The sequence below is a fragment of the Rhodanobacter sp. B05 genome, assembly GCF_002001085.1.
Taxonomy (GTDB): Bacteria; Pseudomonadota; Gammaproteobacteria; order Xanthomonadales; family Rhodanobacteraceae; genus Rhodanobacter.
On the sequence record NZ_MUNU01000015.1, the window covers coordinates 271,359 to 286,049 of the forward strand.

Annotated in this window: 17 protein-coding genes and 1 pseudogene; 11 read left to right on the forward strand and 7 right to left on the reverse strand. The window is 64.3% G+C overall.

The annotated features are described in order from the left end of the window. Nucleotides 1–19: 19 nt before the first annotated feature. Nucleotides 20–802, reverse strand: a complete 783-nt coding sequence (locus B0E47_RS09945) for an enoyl-CoA hydratase-related protein (RefSeq protein WP_077514090.1) — start codon at nucleotides 800–802, stop codon at nucleotides 20–22. 154 nt (nucleotides 803–956) lie between these two features. Between B0E47_RS09945 and B0E47_RS09950 the strand changes: the two genes are divergently transcribed. From B0E47_RS09950 to B0E47_RS09960, 3 genes and pseudogenes are all read left to right on the forward strand, one after another. Beyond that, the gene (locus B0E47_RS09950) at nucleotides 957–1,694 is read left to right on the forward strand and encodes an FKBP-type peptidyl-prolyl cis-trans isomerase (RefSeq protein ID WP_077514091.1); all 738 of its coding nucleotides are present in this window, start codon (nucleotides 957–959) and stop codon (nucleotides 1,692–1,694) included. Nucleotides 1,695–1,721: 27 nt separating this feature from the next. After that, nucleotides 1,722–2,503 (forward strand): annotated as a pseudogene (locus tag B0E47_RS09955) (CoA pyrophosphatase). Beyond that, the gene (locus B0E47_RS09960) at nucleotides 2,500–3,348 is read left to right on the forward strand and encodes a sulfurtransferase (protein WP_077514092.1); all 849 of its coding nucleotides are present in this window, start codon (nucleotides 2,500–2,502) and stop codon (nucleotides 3,346–3,348) included. Before B0E47_RS09955 ends, B0E47_RS09960 begins: the two are co-directional and overlap by 4 nt. A gap of 106 nt (nucleotides 3,349–3,454) precedes the next feature. On the opposite strand, the gene B0E47_RS09965 is transcribed toward B0E47_RS09960, so the two are convergent. Both B0E47_RS09965 and B0E47_RS09970 read right to left on the reverse strand, forming a co-directional pair. Then, nucleotides 3,455–4,213 carry an enoyl-CoA hydratase/isomerase family protein gene (locus tag B0E47_RS09965; RefSeq protein WP_077514093.1) on the reverse strand — a complete coding sequence of 253 codons (759 nt, stop codon included), beginning with the start codon at nucleotides 4,211–4,213 and terminating at the stop codon, nucleotides 3,455–3,457. A gap of 181 nt (nucleotides 4,214–4,394) precedes the next feature. After that, complete coding sequence (locus B0E47_RS09970; RefSeq protein WP_077514094.1) at nucleotides 4,395–5,843, reverse strand: DUF4139 domain-containing protein; 1,449 nt, start codon at nucleotides 5,841–5,843, stop codon at nucleotides 4,395–4,397. A gap of 180 nt (nucleotides 5,844–6,023) precedes the next feature. On the opposite strand from B0E47_RS09970, the gene B0E47_RS09975 reads away from it, so the two are divergent. Further along, on the forward strand, nucleotides 6,024–6,734 hold the full coding sequence (locus tag B0E47_RS09975; RefSeq protein ID WP_254422899.1) for a GNAT family N-acetyltransferase: 711 nt from the start codon (nucleotides 6,024–6,026) through the stop codon (nucleotides 6,732–6,734). A 74-nt stretch (nucleotides 6,735–6,808) separates the two neighbouring features. Here the strand turns inward: B0E47_RS09975 and B0E47_RS09980 are convergent, their stop codons facing one another. Next, a complete protein-coding gene (locus B0E47_RS09980; RefSeq protein WP_254422885.1) occupies nucleotides 6,809–7,300 on the reverse strand; it encodes a universal stress protein in 492 nt (163 codons plus the stop codon). 259 nt (nucleotides 7,301–7,559) lie between these two features. Between B0E47_RS09980 and B0E47_RS09985 the strand changes: the two genes are divergently transcribed. The 4 genes from B0E47_RS09985 to B0E47_RS10000 all read left to right on the forward strand — a co-directional run bounded on the left by B0E47_RS09985 (nucleotide 7,560) and on the right by B0E47_RS10000 (nucleotide 9,686). Next, entirely contained in the window at nucleotides 7,560–7,802 is a 243-nt protein-coding gene (locus B0E47_RS09985) for a DUF6868 family protein (protein ID WP_077514096.1), read from the forward strand. Nucleotides 7,803–7,920: 118 nt separating this feature from the next. Beyond that, entirely contained in the window at nucleotides 7,921–8,118 is a 198-nt protein-coding gene (locus B0E47_RS09990; protein ID WP_077514097.1) for a hypothetical protein, read from the forward strand. A gap of 30 nt (nucleotides 8,119–8,148) precedes the next feature. Continuing rightward, nucleotides 8,149–8,586, forward strand: coding sequence for a universal stress protein (locus B0E47_RS09995; RefSeq protein ID WP_077514250.1), 438 nt, complete (start codon nucleotides 8,149–8,151; stop codon nucleotides 8,584–8,586). 218 nt (nucleotides 8,587–8,804) lie between these two features. Beyond that, nucleotides 8,805–9,686, forward strand: coding sequence for a universal stress protein (locus B0E47_RS10000; protein ID WP_077514098.1), 882 nt, complete (start codon nucleotides 8,805–8,807; stop codon nucleotides 9,684–9,686). 85 nt (nucleotides 9,687–9,771) lie between these two features. Here the strand turns inward: B0E47_RS10000 and adhP are convergent, their stop codons facing one another. Genes adhP through B0E47_RS10015 form a run of 3 tightly spaced genes read right to left on the reverse strand, consistent with a single transcriptional unit; the run spans nucleotide 9,772 to nucleotide 12,285 of the window. Continuing rightward, on the reverse strand, nucleotides 9,772–10,800 hold the full coding sequence (adhP, locus tag B0E47_RS10005; protein WP_077514099.1) for an alcohol dehydrogenase AdhP: 1,029 nt from the start codon (nucleotides 10,798–10,800) through the stop codon (nucleotides 9,772–9,774). 18 nt (nucleotides 10,801–10,818) lie between these two features. Beyond that, nucleotides 10,819–11,703: a universal stress protein gene (locus B0E47_RS10010; protein ID WP_077514100.1), complete on the reverse strand. Its 885-nt coding sequence runs from the start codon at nucleotides 11,701–11,703 to the stop codon at nucleotides 10,819–10,821. A gap of 33 nt (nucleotides 11,704–11,736) precedes the next feature. Then, entirely contained in the window at nucleotides 11,737–12,285 is a 549-nt protein-coding gene (locus B0E47_RS10015) for a GNAT family N-acetyltransferase (RefSeq protein ID WP_077514101.1), read from the reverse strand. A 225-nt stretch (nucleotides 12,286–12,510) separates the two neighbouring features. Between B0E47_RS10015 and B0E47_RS10020 the strand changes: the two genes are divergently transcribed. From B0E47_RS10020 to B0E47_RS10030, 3 genes are read left to right on the forward strand one after another with little or no spacing between them, the layout of a single operon-like run. Then, nucleotides 12,511–13,314 carry a universal stress protein gene (locus tag B0E47_RS10020; protein ID WP_077514102.1) on the forward strand — a complete coding sequence of 268 codons (804 nt, stop codon included), beginning with the start codon at nucleotides 12,511–12,513 and terminating at the stop codon, nucleotides 13,312–13,314. Between the two features lie 48 nt (nucleotides 13,315–13,362). Continuing rightward, nucleotides 13,363–13,809: a hypothetical protein gene (locus tag B0E47_RS17245; RefSeq protein ID WP_254422886.1), complete on the forward strand. Its 447-nt coding sequence runs from the start codon at nucleotides 13,363–13,365 to the stop codon at nucleotides 13,807–13,809. A 33-nt stretch (nucleotides 13,810–13,842) separates the two neighbouring features. Continuing rightward, a complete protein-coding gene (locus B0E47_RS10030; protein ID WP_217318915.1) occupies nucleotides 13,843–14,685 on the forward strand; it encodes a cyclic nucleotide-binding domain-containing protein in 843 nt (280 codons plus the stop codon). Nucleotides 14,686–14,691 lie beyond the last annotated feature (6 nt).

Sequence of the window (14,691 nt, forward strand, 5' to 3'; positions counted from 1 at the left end):
CTCCTACGGGGGCTTTGGGTCAGCACCCCTTGAACTCGGCCTTGCGCTTCTCCAGGAACGCCGCCGTGCCTTCGCGCATGTCGTCGGTGGAGAAGGCCAGCGCGAAGCCCTGGGTCTCGAACTCCAGGCCCTGGTCGAGCGCGGTTTCGCCACCTTGCAGCACCGCGTCGAGAATGCCCGCTGCCGCCAGTGGCGCGGCCGCGGCCAACTGGTCGGCGAGTGCGTTCACTGCCTCATCCAGCGCCTCGGCGGCGACGAGGCGGGTGACCAGGCCCAGTTCGAAGGCGCGCTGGGCATGGATCACGGCACCGGTCAGGCACAGCTCCAGTGCTGCGCCACGACCGGCCAGACGCAGCAGGCGCTGGGTGCCGCCGAAGCCGGGGATCAGGCCGAGGTTGATTTCCGGCTGGCCGAACTTGGCCTTTTCGCTGGCCACGCGCAGGTGGCAGGCCATCGCCAGTTCCATGCCGCCGCCGAGCGCGAAACCCTGGATGCGCGCGATCACCGGCTTGCCCAGCCGCTCGATCGAACTCATCAGGCGCTGGCCGGTGCGCGAGAATGCCTGCGCCTGGACCGGCGCATAACCATGCATCTCGGCGATATCGGCACCGGCGACGAACGCCTTCTCGCCGGCGCCGGTCAGTACCACCACGCGCACGGCATCGTCCTGGGCGGCCTGGGCGAATGCCAGCGTCAGCTCGTTGAGGGTCTCGCGATTCAGCGCGTTGAGCTTGTCGGGGCGGTTCACTACGATCGTGCGCACCGCGCCGCGGTTACTGGTTTCCAGGTTGCGATAGGCCATGACAGGTTCCTTCGAAGACTCGGCTGACGATGGTAGCAGCGGGAACCTTTGCCGGCGGCGGGGTTCTCAAGGCCGTGTGCGTGCTCGACGCGCATGCACGCGGACGGCAAGGGATGCGCACGCGAATCCTTCTCACGACTCAAGGCATGGATCGATGGCGACTGGCGCGACACATCTGGGTGGATTCCTGCTCGTGGGCATGCTGCTCGGCGGCGCGCTGCACGCGCAGGGCCATGCTCCCGCGCCGAGCCCCGCGACGAAGCCCGACAAGGCCAAGCTGTCTTATGCGATCGGCTACCAGATCGGCAGCCGATTCGCCGACGGCACGCCGGACGTGGACCTGCCCACGCTGCAGCGGGCGATCGCCGATGCCTATGCCAAGCGCAATCCCAGCGTGTCGATGCAGGACATGCATGCGCAACTGCGCAGCCTCCAGCGCGAGATGCATGCCAATGCGCTGGCCGAATTCAAGCGTATCGCCGCGGCCAATGCGCGCAAGAGTGCCGACTTCATGGCGCACAACCGGCAGCAACCGGGTGTGGTGCAACTGCCCTCGGGCATCCAGTACCTGGTGCTGAGCAAGGGTTCCGGTACGGTCAGTCCGACCGTGACCAGCAGGGTGACGGTGAACTACCGCGGCATGCTGGTCGATGGCACTGAATTTGACAGCACCTGGGCGCACGGGGCGCCGGTGAGTTTTTCGGTGAACGGCGTCATTCCGGGCTGGCGCGACGTGATCCCGCGCATGCATGTGGGCGATCGCTGGAAGGTGGTGATTCCGCCGCAGCTGGCGTATGGCGAAGAAGGCGAGTTGCCACGGATCGGGCCGAACGAGGCGCTGGTGTTCGAGATCAAGCTGCTGGCGATCAAGTCCGATCATGAGCAGCCCTGAGTGGTGCCGGTGTTACCATGAACCGGCATGTCGAACGCCCCGGATCCCCTGCAAAACCTTCCTCTGACTCCTTGCACCGGCGTCTGCCGGCTGGACGAGCGTGGCTACTGCGTGGGCTGCCGGCGCACGGGCGAGGAAATCGGTCGCTGGCGGGCGATGAGCGACTTCGAACGGCTGCATGTCATGCAGGTGATCCTGCCGGGCCGCAGGCAGCCGTGATGGAGGCCGTGGCCCAGGCGCTGCTGCCGCTGTCGGCGCCGCCGACGGGGCCGGGCTGGAACCACGCCGAGATGAGCGACCTGCTGGGCAACCGTACGCGCCAGCCGGCGGCGGTGCTGGTCGGCATTCGTGAGGGCGCGCAGCCGCGGCTGGTGCTTACCGTGCGCACCGACCACCTGCAGGACCATGCTGGCCAGGTGGCGTTTCCTGGCGGCCGCAGCGAGCCCGAGGATGGTGATGCCCTGGCCACCGCCTTGCGCGAGAGTGAGGAGGAAATCGGCCTCGATCGCAGCCTGGTGATGCCGCTGGGCTACCTGGATCGTTTCGAGACGATCAGCGGTTTCTGCATCACCCCGGTGGTGGCGAAGATTGCGTCGCATGCGCGCCTGTACCCCGCGCCGGACGAGGTCGCCGAGGTGTTCGAGGTGCCGCTGGCGTTCCTGCTGGATCCGGCCAACTTGCGCCGCTACACCATGGAGTTTCGCGGCCACCAGCGCCCGATGGTGGAGTTCATCCACGCCGGGCATCGCATCTGGGGTGCTACCGCCGCGATGCTCTGCAACCTGCTGCAAAGGATGGAGCGGACATGACGCTGAAGACCACCCTCATCGATGCTGCCGAGCTTGCGGCGCTGCCGCCGGAATCGGTGCTGATCGTGGACTGCCGTTTCGCGCTGGCGGATCCGGCGCAGGGTGAGCGCGATTATCGCGACGGCCATGTTCCGGGCGCGGTCTATGCCAGCCTCGATCGCGACCTGTCGGATCTGTCGCGCCAGGCCGAAGGGCTGGGCCGGCATCCGCTGCCGCCGGAATCGGCGTTCAACGCGCTGCTGTCGCGCTGGGGCTGGCGCAGCGGCATGCAGGTGGTCGCTTATGACACCGCCGGCGGCGCATTGGCCGCGGCGCGCCTGTGGTGGTTGCTACGCCTGGTGGGCATCCAGGCTGCCGTGCTGGATGGCGGTTATGTCGCGTGGCTGGCCGCGGATCTGCCGATTGAAACCGGCGCGGCCACTTCGCGGGCAGGCAGCAAGCTGTCGTTGCACTATGACGAAAGCCAGGTTGTGCTCGATCACGCGGCGGTCGCCGATGGTGCTTCCGGCCAGTTGCTGGATGCGCGCGCCACGCCGCGCTACCGCGGTGACGTCGAACCGCTGGATCGGGTCGGCGGCCACGTGCCCGGCGCGTTGAACCGGCCGTTTGCCGACAACCTCGGCAGCGATGGCCGCTTCAAGCCGGCGGCGCAATTGCGCGACGAATTCATGGCTGTACTCGGTGCGACCGAACCATCGCGGGTGGTGCACATGTGCGGCTCCGGCGTTACCGCCTGCCACAACCTGCTGGCGATGGAATACGCCGGCCTGCATGGTTCGCGGCTGTATGCACCGTCGTGGAGCGGCTGGGTCAGCGATCCGGCGCGTCCCGTCGCCACCGATTGAGCTTCCGCTCGCGTAGGAGCCCGCTTGCGGGCGATGCTGTTGCTCTGATGCACGATGGAAGATTAAGAACAACAGCATCGCCCGCAAGCGGGCTCCTACGCGTGGTTCATTTCTTGGCTTTGAGGCTTGCGACCAACTGCTGCAGTACGGCCTGCGTCTCGGGGTGGAAGAACGCCTCGACGAAATCGTCCAGCGGCAGCGCATCCACGTCGGCGTAGGCTCCGGCAAGATCGGCGCGCGCCAGGCGGCGGGTGGTCAGCATCGCGTGCGAAGGCAGCGCCAGCAGTTCACCCAGCCAGTGCAGCGCGCGCGTGGTGACCTGGTCGACCCCGGTCAGTTCGTCGACGAAACCGCAGGCGAGCGCCTCGGCGGAATCGATCATGGCGCCGGATACCAGCAGCCGCTCGGCGCGATAGGCTCCGACCACGCGGCGCAGCGCCAGCTGGATCGCCTCGGGCACGATCAGGCCGACCTGTACTTCGTTGAGGCCGATCCGGTACGGGCCTTCGGCCATGACCCGGTAGTCGCAGAACAGTGCGAGCACCGCGCCACCGGCCGGGCTGTGGCCGGTGATCGCGGCCACCAGCGGGATCGGTGCGCGCGCCAGGTCGCCGCACAGCGCGAAGAATTCGCGCCAGTATTCGAGCACGCCCTGGCGGTCGCGCTGGAGCAGGGCAGGCACGTCGACGCCGGCGGAGAACAGCCCTTGCGCGCCGGACAGCACGATGCCGCGCACGCCTTCGCGGATGCTGCCGTCGATCGCCTTGCGCAGCGCCCGCAGCAGTTCCAGATTCAGTGCATTGACCGGCGGCCGCGCCAGCCGGATTTCGCGGATCGCGTGGTCATGGGTGGTCAGGTCGAGCATGGTGTACTCCTGGGAGCCTGGGCGGTAGAAACCAAGCGGGCGAGGCAAAGCCGTTTTGAGGCAGCTTGCGTGACGATTTGAAGGGCCATAGTGGTTCTATGGGCCGAAAAGCGGCGCGGAAGATGGTCAAAACGGCGCAGCCGCAGCCGCTTGCGTTTCTACCGCCCAGGCTCCGAAGGGGTCACTGCGACTGCTGATCGGCAGTCCAGCTGTAGCGCACTGCATAGGTGAGCGTGGCCTTGCCGTTGGCGGGAACCTCGACCTGGAACTCCAGCGTGTCGGCCGTCTGGGTGGCGGGCTTGCTGCTGGAGGAAACCAGCTTCCACTGGCGCCAGCGGCTGGGATGTTCGCGCACCGTCACCGTGCGTGGACTGTCGCCGGCATTGCTGAGCTCGATGCGGAAGGCCTCATCCAGCGTGCGGCCTTCCTTGTCCACATGGAAACTGGTGCGTGTGCGCTGGGCGCGCAGGTCGAACGGCGTGCCCAGGCTGATCGTGGCATCGCTGCCTTTGGGCGTGTCGTCGATGCGGCCTTCGCCGACGAATTGCGGCACGCCGCGGCGATCGGCGGTGAGCACACGCAGGTAGCCCGCAGGCAGGCTGTCGAACGCTTTCAGTTTCAGCGTGCTGACGATGGCGCCGCTGCCCTCGTAGGAGTCGCGATTGAGATTGGGTTGCTGCGGCTGGAACGCATTGCCGTTTTCGAGCAGCGTGGTGCGCACGCAATCCAGCGTGCGCGGGGCGTACAGCGGTACCTGGCTGATGCTGCCATCGGGCAGGTTCACCGCGCCGGGCAGGGTGAAGCTGCGATAGTCGCCGAGGCTGTCCTGCTGCGGCATGGCCTCGGCCTTGGCGCTGAAACCGCGCGCCATCGCCATCATCGGCCGCGGTGCCGACGGCTTGGCCATGTTCGGTTCGCCGGCGATCAGGGTCAGCTGCGCATCGTTCCAGTCGCGGCCGCTGCGGTTGGCGATGCTGGCGCGCGACTCGAACTGCATGCGGCATGCCGTGCCCGGTTGCAGCGTGGCCACGTAGGCGGCGCGCCAGCCGAGCCCGGCGGTGGGGTAGCTGAGCGCGGCCTCGACCGAGGCATTGCGGGTGGCGTCCACGCGCAGGTCCAGGCTGGAGCCGGTCGGGAATGAGCCGTCGCCCGAACGCACGGCCGCGTAGTGACGCACCAGGGTGGTACCCAGGACGCCCTTGACCAGCAGCCCATCGCCGGCCCGCACCAGGGTGCCATCGGCCAGCGATTCGCCATTGCTGCCGAGCACGTGGACCGCGTGCCCGACCAGCCCGGTCAGCGCACCAGAGGCGCCCTGGGCAAGCGACAGCCGCTGCGAGACGATCCTGGCGCCGCCATCCGGGAAGCCCAGGGCAATCGCCTCGGGGTCGATGTGGATCGGAAGGTCGCCGAGAATCACGTCTTGCGTGCCGGCCGCAAGTTTCAGGGCGCGCTGTTCGCGCACCACGGCGTAACCGTCGTCGACGCTGCCGTCGCCGCTGCTGGCGTACAGGGAAGCGTTGTCGCTGCGATAGATCGTGAGGCTGGCGGCAGACGTCGCGCGGGCGTCGGCCGGCGCGGTCAGCGCCATGACACAGGCAACGGCAAGCGCGGTGCAGTGTGGTTTCATCGGGCGAACTCCATCGGGCGAATCCAAGGTTCCATCATAACGGCGGCGCGTGACGTTGGCGCGTGAATGGCGTGCGTCGACGGCATCACGCGCGTCGTCGGTGATCGGTCCCGCGCTTGCCGATGGCGGTGGTCACCGTGGTCAGGACTGTCCAAGCGCGCAGGTTCCAGATTGACTATCGTGTGGCGAAGACGTTCCGTAGATATTCTGGCCATGCCCCCTCTCGAATCCATCGATATTGCCCCCGCCCGTTTGCCGGACGACATCGAGATCGTGCGCGCGCTGTTCGCGGAGTACATCCGCAGCCTCGGCATCGACCTTTCCTTTCAGGGGGTGGATGCGGAACTGGCGCAACTGCCCGGCAAGTACGCGTCGCCGCGGGGCGTCATCCTGGTTGCGCGCGATGCCGCCGGCGTGGCCCTGGGCTGCGTCGCGCTGCGGCCCTGGCGGGAGCCGGGCATCTGCGAGATCAAGCGCCTCTATGTGAGGCCTGCCGCGCGCGGACAGGCGCTGGGCCGTCGACTGGCCATCGCGGTGATCGACTGGGCCGCGTGTGCAGGCTACCGGCGCGCGCTGCTGGATACGCTGGCCTCGATGCAGGCGGCGCGGCGACTGTATGCCGAGCTTGGCTTCCTGCCGGTGGCGCCGTATTACGACAACCCGATGCCCGGCACGGCCTATCTGGCGCTCGATCTGGGGGGGGGGCCGGTGCGACTTGACCGATCGTTGCCCAGCCAGCGCGGAAGGTGGCGGAGGCACACAGACGTGCCCACCCGGCCAGCATCTGCACGACCTTGTCCCCGGCATGGAAATGCCGCCGAAGGCGCCGGTAATTTGAGATGGAACACGTTGCACGCACGACAGGCATGCAGACCGCGAAGCGAACCGTGATGACTGCATGTCGCTCGTGGTGACCAGCTCAACCGTTGCAGCGCCCGTCGCGCGGCATGCATTTCGTCGAGATTTCAGCGGCAGACCAGTACTGGAATCGTGCTTTGCAGCAGAACCTTTTGCGTTTCGCTGCCCAGTATCATTCGGTTCAAGCCGTGCCAGCCATGTGTGGCCATGACGATGAGGTCGCAATGATGTTCGTTGACGGCGTCCAGAATCGCCTGGTGGGGGCGTTCACCGAAGGCGTAGTGGCATTCGCAGGGTACCTGTGCGGCCTTGGCCAGTGTTTTTGCCTTGTCCAGATAGCGTGAAGCGGTTTGCACCGCATGTTGGCTGAAACTCAGCTCCGCCGCGGCTAGAAGCTCGGTCATGTAGGCGATGGAGTTGAATGGCGGCACGACGTGCAGTGCCAGCACCTTGGCGCCGAATGTCCTGGCCAGGTCCAGGCCCATGCTGAAGGCCCGCAGTGACAGATCCGATCCATCGATCGGCAGGAGCAGGTGCTGGAACAGCGCCTTTCGTGGCGCATCGGTTGGCTTCAGACTTGCAGCAGTTTCAGTGGACATGGACAGAGCTCCCCGCGTCTTGAGAAGTCGCGCCTGCACTCGGCTGCGCTGGATGTCATGGTGACTTGAACGCCGGCCGTGATATTGATCGCGGTCAACTCGTCGCGTAATAGCCTGTTGGCAGGCTGTCGCCTTGCGCTGCCGAGAGGGCAGTGATCAATTGATCGACATCAAGGCGGGGTCTGAAGGCTTGCGTAAGCTGCCATCGAGTTGATCGCAAGGGGGTCATCATGAATATGCTGAAGCGAGGAGACATGCCGTGACGACGAACGAGATCAAGGACCTTCTTCTCTGGTGTGCGGGCTTCAACTATGCGGTTCTATTCATCTGGTTCGGCGCCTTTGTCCTCGCTCATGACTGGATGTACAGAATGCATGGCCGCTGGTTCAAGTTTTCGATCGAGACATTCGACGCAATCCATTACACCGGCCTTGCCGTCTACAAGATAGGAATCCTCTTGTTCAACCTGGCGCCATTGGTCGCGCTCTGCCTGGTGTCCTGACGGAGTCGCCGGTATGGCGCCCGACATTTGTTCCGACCAATGCTCCTCAAGGCGCGCTGATTGCGGCGCCAGGTTGCTGTTGGCATGCCATGACGAGGAGATCCATGCGAGGTGTGCGATGAAAGGCCATGCCGCCAGACGAGCGCTTTCAACGCTGTCGATCAGTCTTCTGCTGATTGAGGTGGCCGGCACCGTGGTCGGTGCCTTGGCCAGCGTCGTATGGGACTACGAACCCGTCCGGCGCATCGCAGCCTGGGTCTGTGGCTTCGGCGTGGTGGCGCTGGTGGCCCGCCTGGTCAACGACGCGCGCAAGTAGCCCAACGTTTCTCCAACCTCGGTGTAAATGATGTTCCAGAATATCCTTCTGCCCACCGACGGCTCGGATCAATCATTGCGAGCTGCGCGCTTGGGTATCGCACTGGCCAAACAGGTCGGTGCGCGCGTCCATGGGTATCACGTATCGGCACCGCTGGCGGCCGTCGCCTGTTTTTCGGATCTGATTCGACATGCTGCAGACGACTACCGCGATGAAGCGATTCATCGTGCGAAACAGCGGCTCGAGGCGATCCATGCGCTGGCGAGCGAGGCGGATGTACCGTTCGATGGTGATTGCACTTTCGACCATCGCCCCTATACCGCCATCGTCGGTGCGGCACGACAATACGGTTGCGATCTGATCGTGATGGGCACGCATGGCCGCACCGGGCTGGATCGTCTGGTGCTCGGCGGAGAGACCAGCAAGGTGCTGAGTTGCGCCGATATCCCGGTGCTGGTCTGCCACTGATATCGGATGGATTGCCAAAGAGCGAGGCTCCTGGCGTCAGTCGTCGGGGGCGTCTGTTGATGGCCCGAAACGACTGTTCTCCAGGGCGCTGCTTTGGCGTTGCGGACGGTTGATTGAGATCAATCGGCACTCCCTCGATCCGTGTAGCCTGTAGACGCTCGATCGAGCCACGTACTGCGGAATATCCCCGAAAAATCCAGCATGAATGGAGAAACGCCATGGCTGAGCTGCCCGAGGTGCCCCTTGCCCATGATGACGAAAAATCGCAAACGCACAACGCGATGTCGATCCCGAATATCGTGGCGTTTTTGACATCAAGTACCCCGTGGAGCCCCGCCGCGGTGATGGGCGCTTCCTTGGCTTCGTGCCATGGGTCCGTGCTGACAGGCTGCTTCGTGGACCCCATCCTGCGCGGCTTCGGGGTGTCGGATGTCGAGTCGACGATCCCCGCGCTGGTTCGTGACGATGTTCTTTTCGACATGTCGAGCGCGACCGACTTCATGGTCTTTGCCAACCAGAACGGCGTCGCCGGGACGAACTGGGCGGCTCTGCAGGTCGATGTTGAAGGCGCCATCTCGCAACTTGCCGCCTGGCACGATTTGGCAGTGGTTGAAAGCGACATGATGGAAGTGCGCGAGTTGCTGACCTTCCTGACGCACCTCTTGTGGGCCTGCCGATTGCCCTGTGTCCTGCTGTCCAAGCGATGCGCGGACCTGCCGCCCTTCGAACGTATCGTCATCGGCTGGAACGGCAGCCCTCAGGCTACTCGCGCCATTCACGCGGCGATGCCATTCTTGCCGGGCGCCAAAGAGGTCTGGATCCTGGACGGGGCCGACGAGGACGGCGATGACAATCCTGACATGCCCAGATTCGATCCCTATCGGTTTCTCGCGCAACACGGTGTAGAGGCCCGTCGGCGCCGATTTGATCGTGAGGTGGAGATCGTCGGGGGTGCCTTGATATGGGAGGCGCAGCGGCTTCGTGCCGATTTGTTTGTGCTTGGCGCATTCAGCCATTCGCGTCTTCGTGAACGGGTGGCGGGCGGCGTGTTCAGGTGTATGCTGGAGAACGCGAAGATACCGCTGCTTCTGCAGCACTGATCGCTTGCCGGCGTCCAGGGCATCCTTCCGTGGCCCGCATCATCGAATCAGGCGAACGACCGGCGCCTGGTGGCTCTTTCTCCAATCAACCGAAGTCCAGCACCACCCTTCCGTCCACTCGCCCCGCTTTCAGATCACTGAAAACGCGGTTGATGTCGTCCAGTCGGGCGCGGTGGACATGCGCCTGCACCTTGCCTGCGGCGGCGAAAGCGATCGCTTCGGCCAGGTCATTGCGTGTGCCGACGATCGATCCACGCACGGTGATGCGCTTGAGCACGACATCGAACACCGGTGTCCGGAAATCACCCGGCGGCAGGCCGACCAGGCTGACGGTACCGCGCCGGCGCACCATCTTGAGCGCCTGGTCAAAGGCCGGCAGCGATACCGCGGTAACCAGCACGCCGTGCGCTCCACCGCCGGTGGCCTTGATGACCTGGGCCACGGCGTCGTCCGATTTCGCATCGACGGCGATATCGGCCCCCAGCGTCTTGGCCAGTGCGAGCTTTTCGGCACCCACGTCGATCGCCGCCACGTACAGTCCCATCGCCTTGGCGTATTGCACGGCGACATGGCCAAGGCCGCCAATGCCCGAGATGGCAATCCATTCGCCGGGGCGTGCGCCGGTTTCCTTGATGCCTTTGTAGGTCGTGACGCCGGCGCAGAGAATCGGCGCGATCGATACCGCGTCGATCGCATCGGGCAGGTGCACCACGTAGGCTGCCGAGCCGATCGCATATTCGGCGAAGGCACCGTTCACGCCGTAGCCGCTGTTGTGCTGCGATTCGCACAGGGTTTCCCATCCGCCGACACAGTGTTCGCAGCACCCGCAGGCATCGTGCAGCCAGGCGATGCCGACCCGGTCGCCTTCCTTGAGACGCGTGACGCCGGCACCCAGGGCCACCACGGTTCCCGCACCTTCGTGGCCGGGAATGAACGGCACGGACGGCTTGACTGGCCAATCGCCTTCTGCCGCGTGCAGGTCGGTGTGGCATACGCCACAGGCGTGAATCTGCACCAGGACTTCGCCCGGCCCGGGTGCGGGCACCGGCACATCTTCTATCGTCAGCGGCGCACCGAAAGCGCGCACCACGGCAGCTTTCATCGATTCAGGCATGATGACGATCTCCTTCGATCAATGGTGCATGAAGACAGGGATATCGGCGTTCGCCATGACATGGCGCGTCGCACCGCCAAGTACGCGTTCGCGGATACGCGAATGCCCGTAAGCGCCCATCACCAGCAGGTCCGCACCCACGTCGCGCGCCTTTTTCAGGAGGCCCTTGCCGGCTTCGCCGGCGGGAACATCGAGATAATGTGGTTTTGCGGCAATACCGTGATGCCTCAGGTAGAGGATGGGATCGGGCTCCCTCACGCTGACCTGGCCGTCTTGGGGCGCATGCGCTGCACCATTGATCAGAACCACCTGCTTCGCGTTCTGCATCAGCGGAAGAGCGCTTTGGAGGGCTCGGGTGGCTTCGAAACTGCCGTTCCAGCCGATCACGATGCGATCGAAAACGACGGAATGGCCCCAGTGCGGTGGCAACACGAGGCAGGGGATGCGGCTGCTCAACATCGCTTCACCGAGAATATCGAACACGCCGGTCTCGTCGACCATGTCACGCTCGATGACAGCCAGGTCATGCCACGCGCCGAGCTTGCGCAGCGTAGGTGCAATCCCCTCATGCGTCACCACCCATGAAGCGCGATGCGCACCGCGCCCGGTGGCGAAGGCATGAAACGCGGAAGACTCGTCCGGGTGCTCATGTTCCGTATCCGTCAGCAAACTCATCACCGTGGGATCCGATTGATGAACTCGTTGTTCGCGCAGGCTGCCGGGTACGTAGCAAGCGGTGACATTGGCATGCCACCGCGCCGCGAGGTCGGTGGCCGCCCATACCGCAGCACTCCACGGACCGGTGGACGTGGCGAGGGCGAGGATGTCGCGGAATTGCGTTGTCGCCGGCTTTGCCAAGTTCGACCTGGCGTCGGACGTTTCGCGAGATTCATCGGCGAGCATGGCGATATCTCCTGCAGGCGAGTGCATGGGCTTTCACAAGGCCAGCGAATACACCACCGAGCGCGGATCGTCCGGATGCGATTCGCGCTTGAAGCCGAGATAGTTGGCCAGCTCGCGCATCGGCTCGTTGTTGACGTCATCGATGGAAAACATCCGGGTCAGTTTCTGCTGGCGCGCGACGTGGATAAGGTGGTGCATGAGAAGAACCGCCAGGCCGCGATGCCTCCAGTCGTCGGCCACCGTGACGGCGCATTCGCATTGCCCGCCGTCGCCCGTGGTCGAATAGCGGCTGATGCCGACTTCGCGCAGATGACCGTTGTCGTGCGCCATCGCCACGAAAGCCATGTCGTGGACGTAGTCCACATGCATCAAACGGTCGAGCAGGGCCTTGTCGGGCTCCTTGAAATTGCCCAGGAAGCGAAAGCGCCGCGCCTCGGGCGAAAGCCGGCGGATGAATTCCTCCTCCATGGCGCGATCCTGCGGCTGCAACGGGCGCACCAGCACTCGTGTTCCGTCGCGCAGGGACTCGATCCAGTGATCGCCTTCAAGAGCGCCCTCGGGTTGTTTCTGGATGGAAGACATGATGACGACCTCGCTTGGTTGTGGGCTTTGCACATGCCTTTTAGCGGGTAAATGCCTGCGAGCACTTGACGGTAATCAAGTGAAGCGGAGATCGCACCATTGCGGACGGCGAGCCCGAGCGGACGGCGAGCCAGAGTGGTGTTGATGGCGGTTGACCCAGATCAAGGGGAGAGGCCCGCATTTGGACGAATGTTGAAGCATCGAATCTAGCCACGGAGCAGCGTCATGTTCGAAGTCCTCATCAATATCGACGAAATGCGCGATGACAATCCCGTGGTGCAAACGGGCCTGGCGCTGGCGAGCCGCCATGACGCCTACGCGACGGGGTTGAATATCGTCGAGGTATTCCCGGCGACCATGGCCATGCCCGATGTCATGACCGTACTGGCGACGCAGGAGCATGAAGCCAGGCAATGCGATACCTGGTGGGCGAAGCAATGTTGCGAACACGGCGTCAATGGTGCCTGGGAAGTGATTCGCGGCGTCTACGTGCCGGTATTGGCACGGCGTTCGTGCATGGCGGACATCACGGTAAGCCGGCTGCCGGATCATGAAGCCGGCTATCCTTCCGGCATGGACCATGTGACGCGGGTATTGCTCACGGCGGCTTCTCCGATGTTGCTGGTTCCGCGGGAATGGGATGGGAGCTTCCGGCAGGAGAGGATTCTTGTGGCGTGGAACAGCACGCAGGAGTCCATGCGTGCGTTACGCGCTGCCGTGCCGTTTCTGCGCAGGGCCAAAAGCGTGTGCCTTGTCGATGGTGCCGGCGACGAATTGCCCGGCATCACTCCACCGCCCTTGCCGGTGCGCGACTGGCTCACGCGGCAGGGCATTACCTTGCACTCGGTGCAGCAGTTCCCGGCAATAGCCAATGCCGGTGAAGCGCTGCTTGTTCAGGCATTCGCCATGCATGCAGATCTGCTGGTGATGGGCGCGTGGGGTCACTCGCGAATAGGCGAGCTGATACTTGGCGGTACGACCCGACATGTGCTCAAGCACGCCCCGTTGCCGGTGCTGTTGGCCCACTGAGTCTGGTGATGCATATGGTCGACATCGCGTCATCTGCATGCATGCCACATGGTGAACGGCAGCTCGGTCGAAAGTCCGCTCCCCGGTGAGTGCCTGGGAGGCGCGTTGCATCAGTTCGACCAGCGCGGCGATCACATCGTCCATGCACACGATGCCGATCAACTGGACTTTTTCATCCACGATCGGTACGCGCCGGCCGTGGCGGCCCAGCATCGTGTCGACGAGTTCATCGAACTTCGCGTCCGCACGGCAGGTCGCCAATCGCAGCGATTGAATGTCGCGCAGGACCTTTTCTTTACCCGCGTCCTTCGCCGGAAACGGATGCTCAGGTCACGGTCGGTCACGAGACCGCCGGGAAGCATGCCGGTATTCGTGGATGGTGGACGACTCGTTCAACTGGATGACGGCGGAAGTCCCGATGTCGGCGGCGCGCATGGTGGTCACCAGGCTGGAATACGCCATCGGTCCCGGGTCGGCCCGGCAAGGGCGGCTTGATATGCATCAAGCGTCTGCCGAGACGGGTCCGCGTTGCAAATCGTTACAAACCGTTGCCGAGTCGAACTATTGCCGTTGCGGTCAGGGCCTAGAGTCATCACCGCAGTCAATCGTGACTGCATCTCGAGAGCACCTGACATGACAGCGCTGGCGACTGGCATACGCACCACGCAGGCAAATAATCCTCAGGCTGCCATGATCCCGGCGACCTCCGCTATCGACCTTGGCATGGATATCGAAGCGATCCGCGAACACGCTCTGGTGCGGCGCTGCAAGCATGCCCCCGGACAGGGTGTTTATCACGCCGGCCAGCCTTTCCATGCGATTTACCTGGTGCACGCTGGTTCCTACAAGATCTGCGAATTGGCGGAAGACGGACGCGAACAGGTCACTGGCTTTCGCATGCGTGGCGACCTGATCGGCATGGAATCCATTGGCCAGAAAACCTATGGGAGCGATGTGATCGCTCTGGAAAGCAGCGAAGCCTGGGAACTGCCGTACCCGGCGGTGATGCGTGCCTGCCTCAGCGCGCCGGAGCTGCAATCGCACCTTACCGCGGCATTGGCCGCGGAAATCCGCAACGATCGTTCATGGATGCTGATGCTGGGCACGCTCGCCGCGGAGCGTCGCGTGGCGGCCTTCCTGCTTGACGTCGCCGCACGCTATGCGCGACTGGGCTACAGCGCGAAACACTTTATCCTGCGCATGAGCCGCATCGACATGGCCAGCTTCCTGGCACTCAAGCATGAGACCGTAAGCCGGGCACTGTCGCACCTCCACGATTTGAGCTACATCGCCGTGCAGCGTCGCGAAGTACGCGTGCTGGATGCCAACGGGCTGCGTTCGATGGCGGGAGTAAGCACCGCGTTGAACTGAGCGACG

Excerpts from the sequence above, each read along its gene's own strand:
- B0E47_RS09945 (WP_077514090.1), bottom strand. The coding sequence starts at position 802 with ATGGCCTATCGCAACCTGGAAACCAGTAACCGCGGCGCGGTGCGCACG.
- B0E47_RS09950 (WP_077514091.1), top strand. The coding sequence starts at position 957 with ATGGCGACTGGCGCGACACATCTGGGTGGATTCCTGCTCGTGGGCATG.
- B0E47_RS09960 (WP_077514092.1), top strand. The coding sequence starts at position 2,500 with ATGACGCTGAAGACCACCCTCATCGATGCTGCCGAGCTTGCGGCGCTG.
- B0E47_RS09965 (WP_077514093.1), bottom strand. The coding sequence starts at position 4,213 with ATGCTCGACCTGACCACCCATGACCACGCGATCCGCGAAATCCGGCTG.
- B0E47_RS09970 (WP_077514094.1), bottom strand. The coding sequence starts at position 5,843 with ATGAAACCACACTGCACCGCGCTTGCCGTTGCCTGTGTCATGGCGCTG.
- B0E47_RS09980 (WP_254422885.1), bottom strand. The coding sequence starts at position 7,300 with ATGTCCACTGAAACTGCTGCAAGTCTGAAGCCAACCGATGCGCCACGA.
- B0E47_RS09990 (WP_077514097.1), top strand. The coding sequence starts at position 7,921 with ATGAAAGGCCATGCCGCCAGACGAGCGCTTTCAACGCTGTCGATCAGT.
- B0E47_RS09995 (WP_077514250.1), top strand. The coding sequence starts at position 8,149 with ATGTTCCAGAATATCCTTCTGCCCACCGACGGCTCGGATCAATCATTG.
- B0E47_RS10000 (WP_077514098.1), top strand. The coding sequence starts at position 8,805 with ATGGCTGAGCTGCCCGAGGTGCCCCTTGCCCATGATGACGAAAAATCG.
- adhP (WP_077514099.1), bottom strand. The coding sequence starts at position 10,800 with ATGCCTGAATCGATGAAAGCTGCCGTGGTGCGCGCTTTCGGTGCGCCG.
- B0E47_RS10010 (WP_077514100.1), bottom strand. The coding sequence starts at position 11,703 with ATGCTCGCCGATGAATCTCGCGAAACGTCCGACGCCAGGTCGAACTTG.
- B0E47_RS10015 (WP_077514101.1), bottom strand. The coding sequence starts at position 12,285 with ATGTCTTCCATCCAGAAACAACCCGAGGGCGCTCTTGAAGGCGATCAC.
- B0E47_RS10020 (WP_077514102.1), top strand. The coding sequence starts at position 12,511 with ATGTTCGAAGTCCTCATCAATATCGACGAAATGCGCGATGACAATCCC.
- B0E47_RS17245 (WP_254422886.1), top strand. The coding sequence starts at position 13,363 with ATGGTGAACGGCAGCTCGGTCGAAAGTCCGCTCCCCGGTGAGTGCCTG.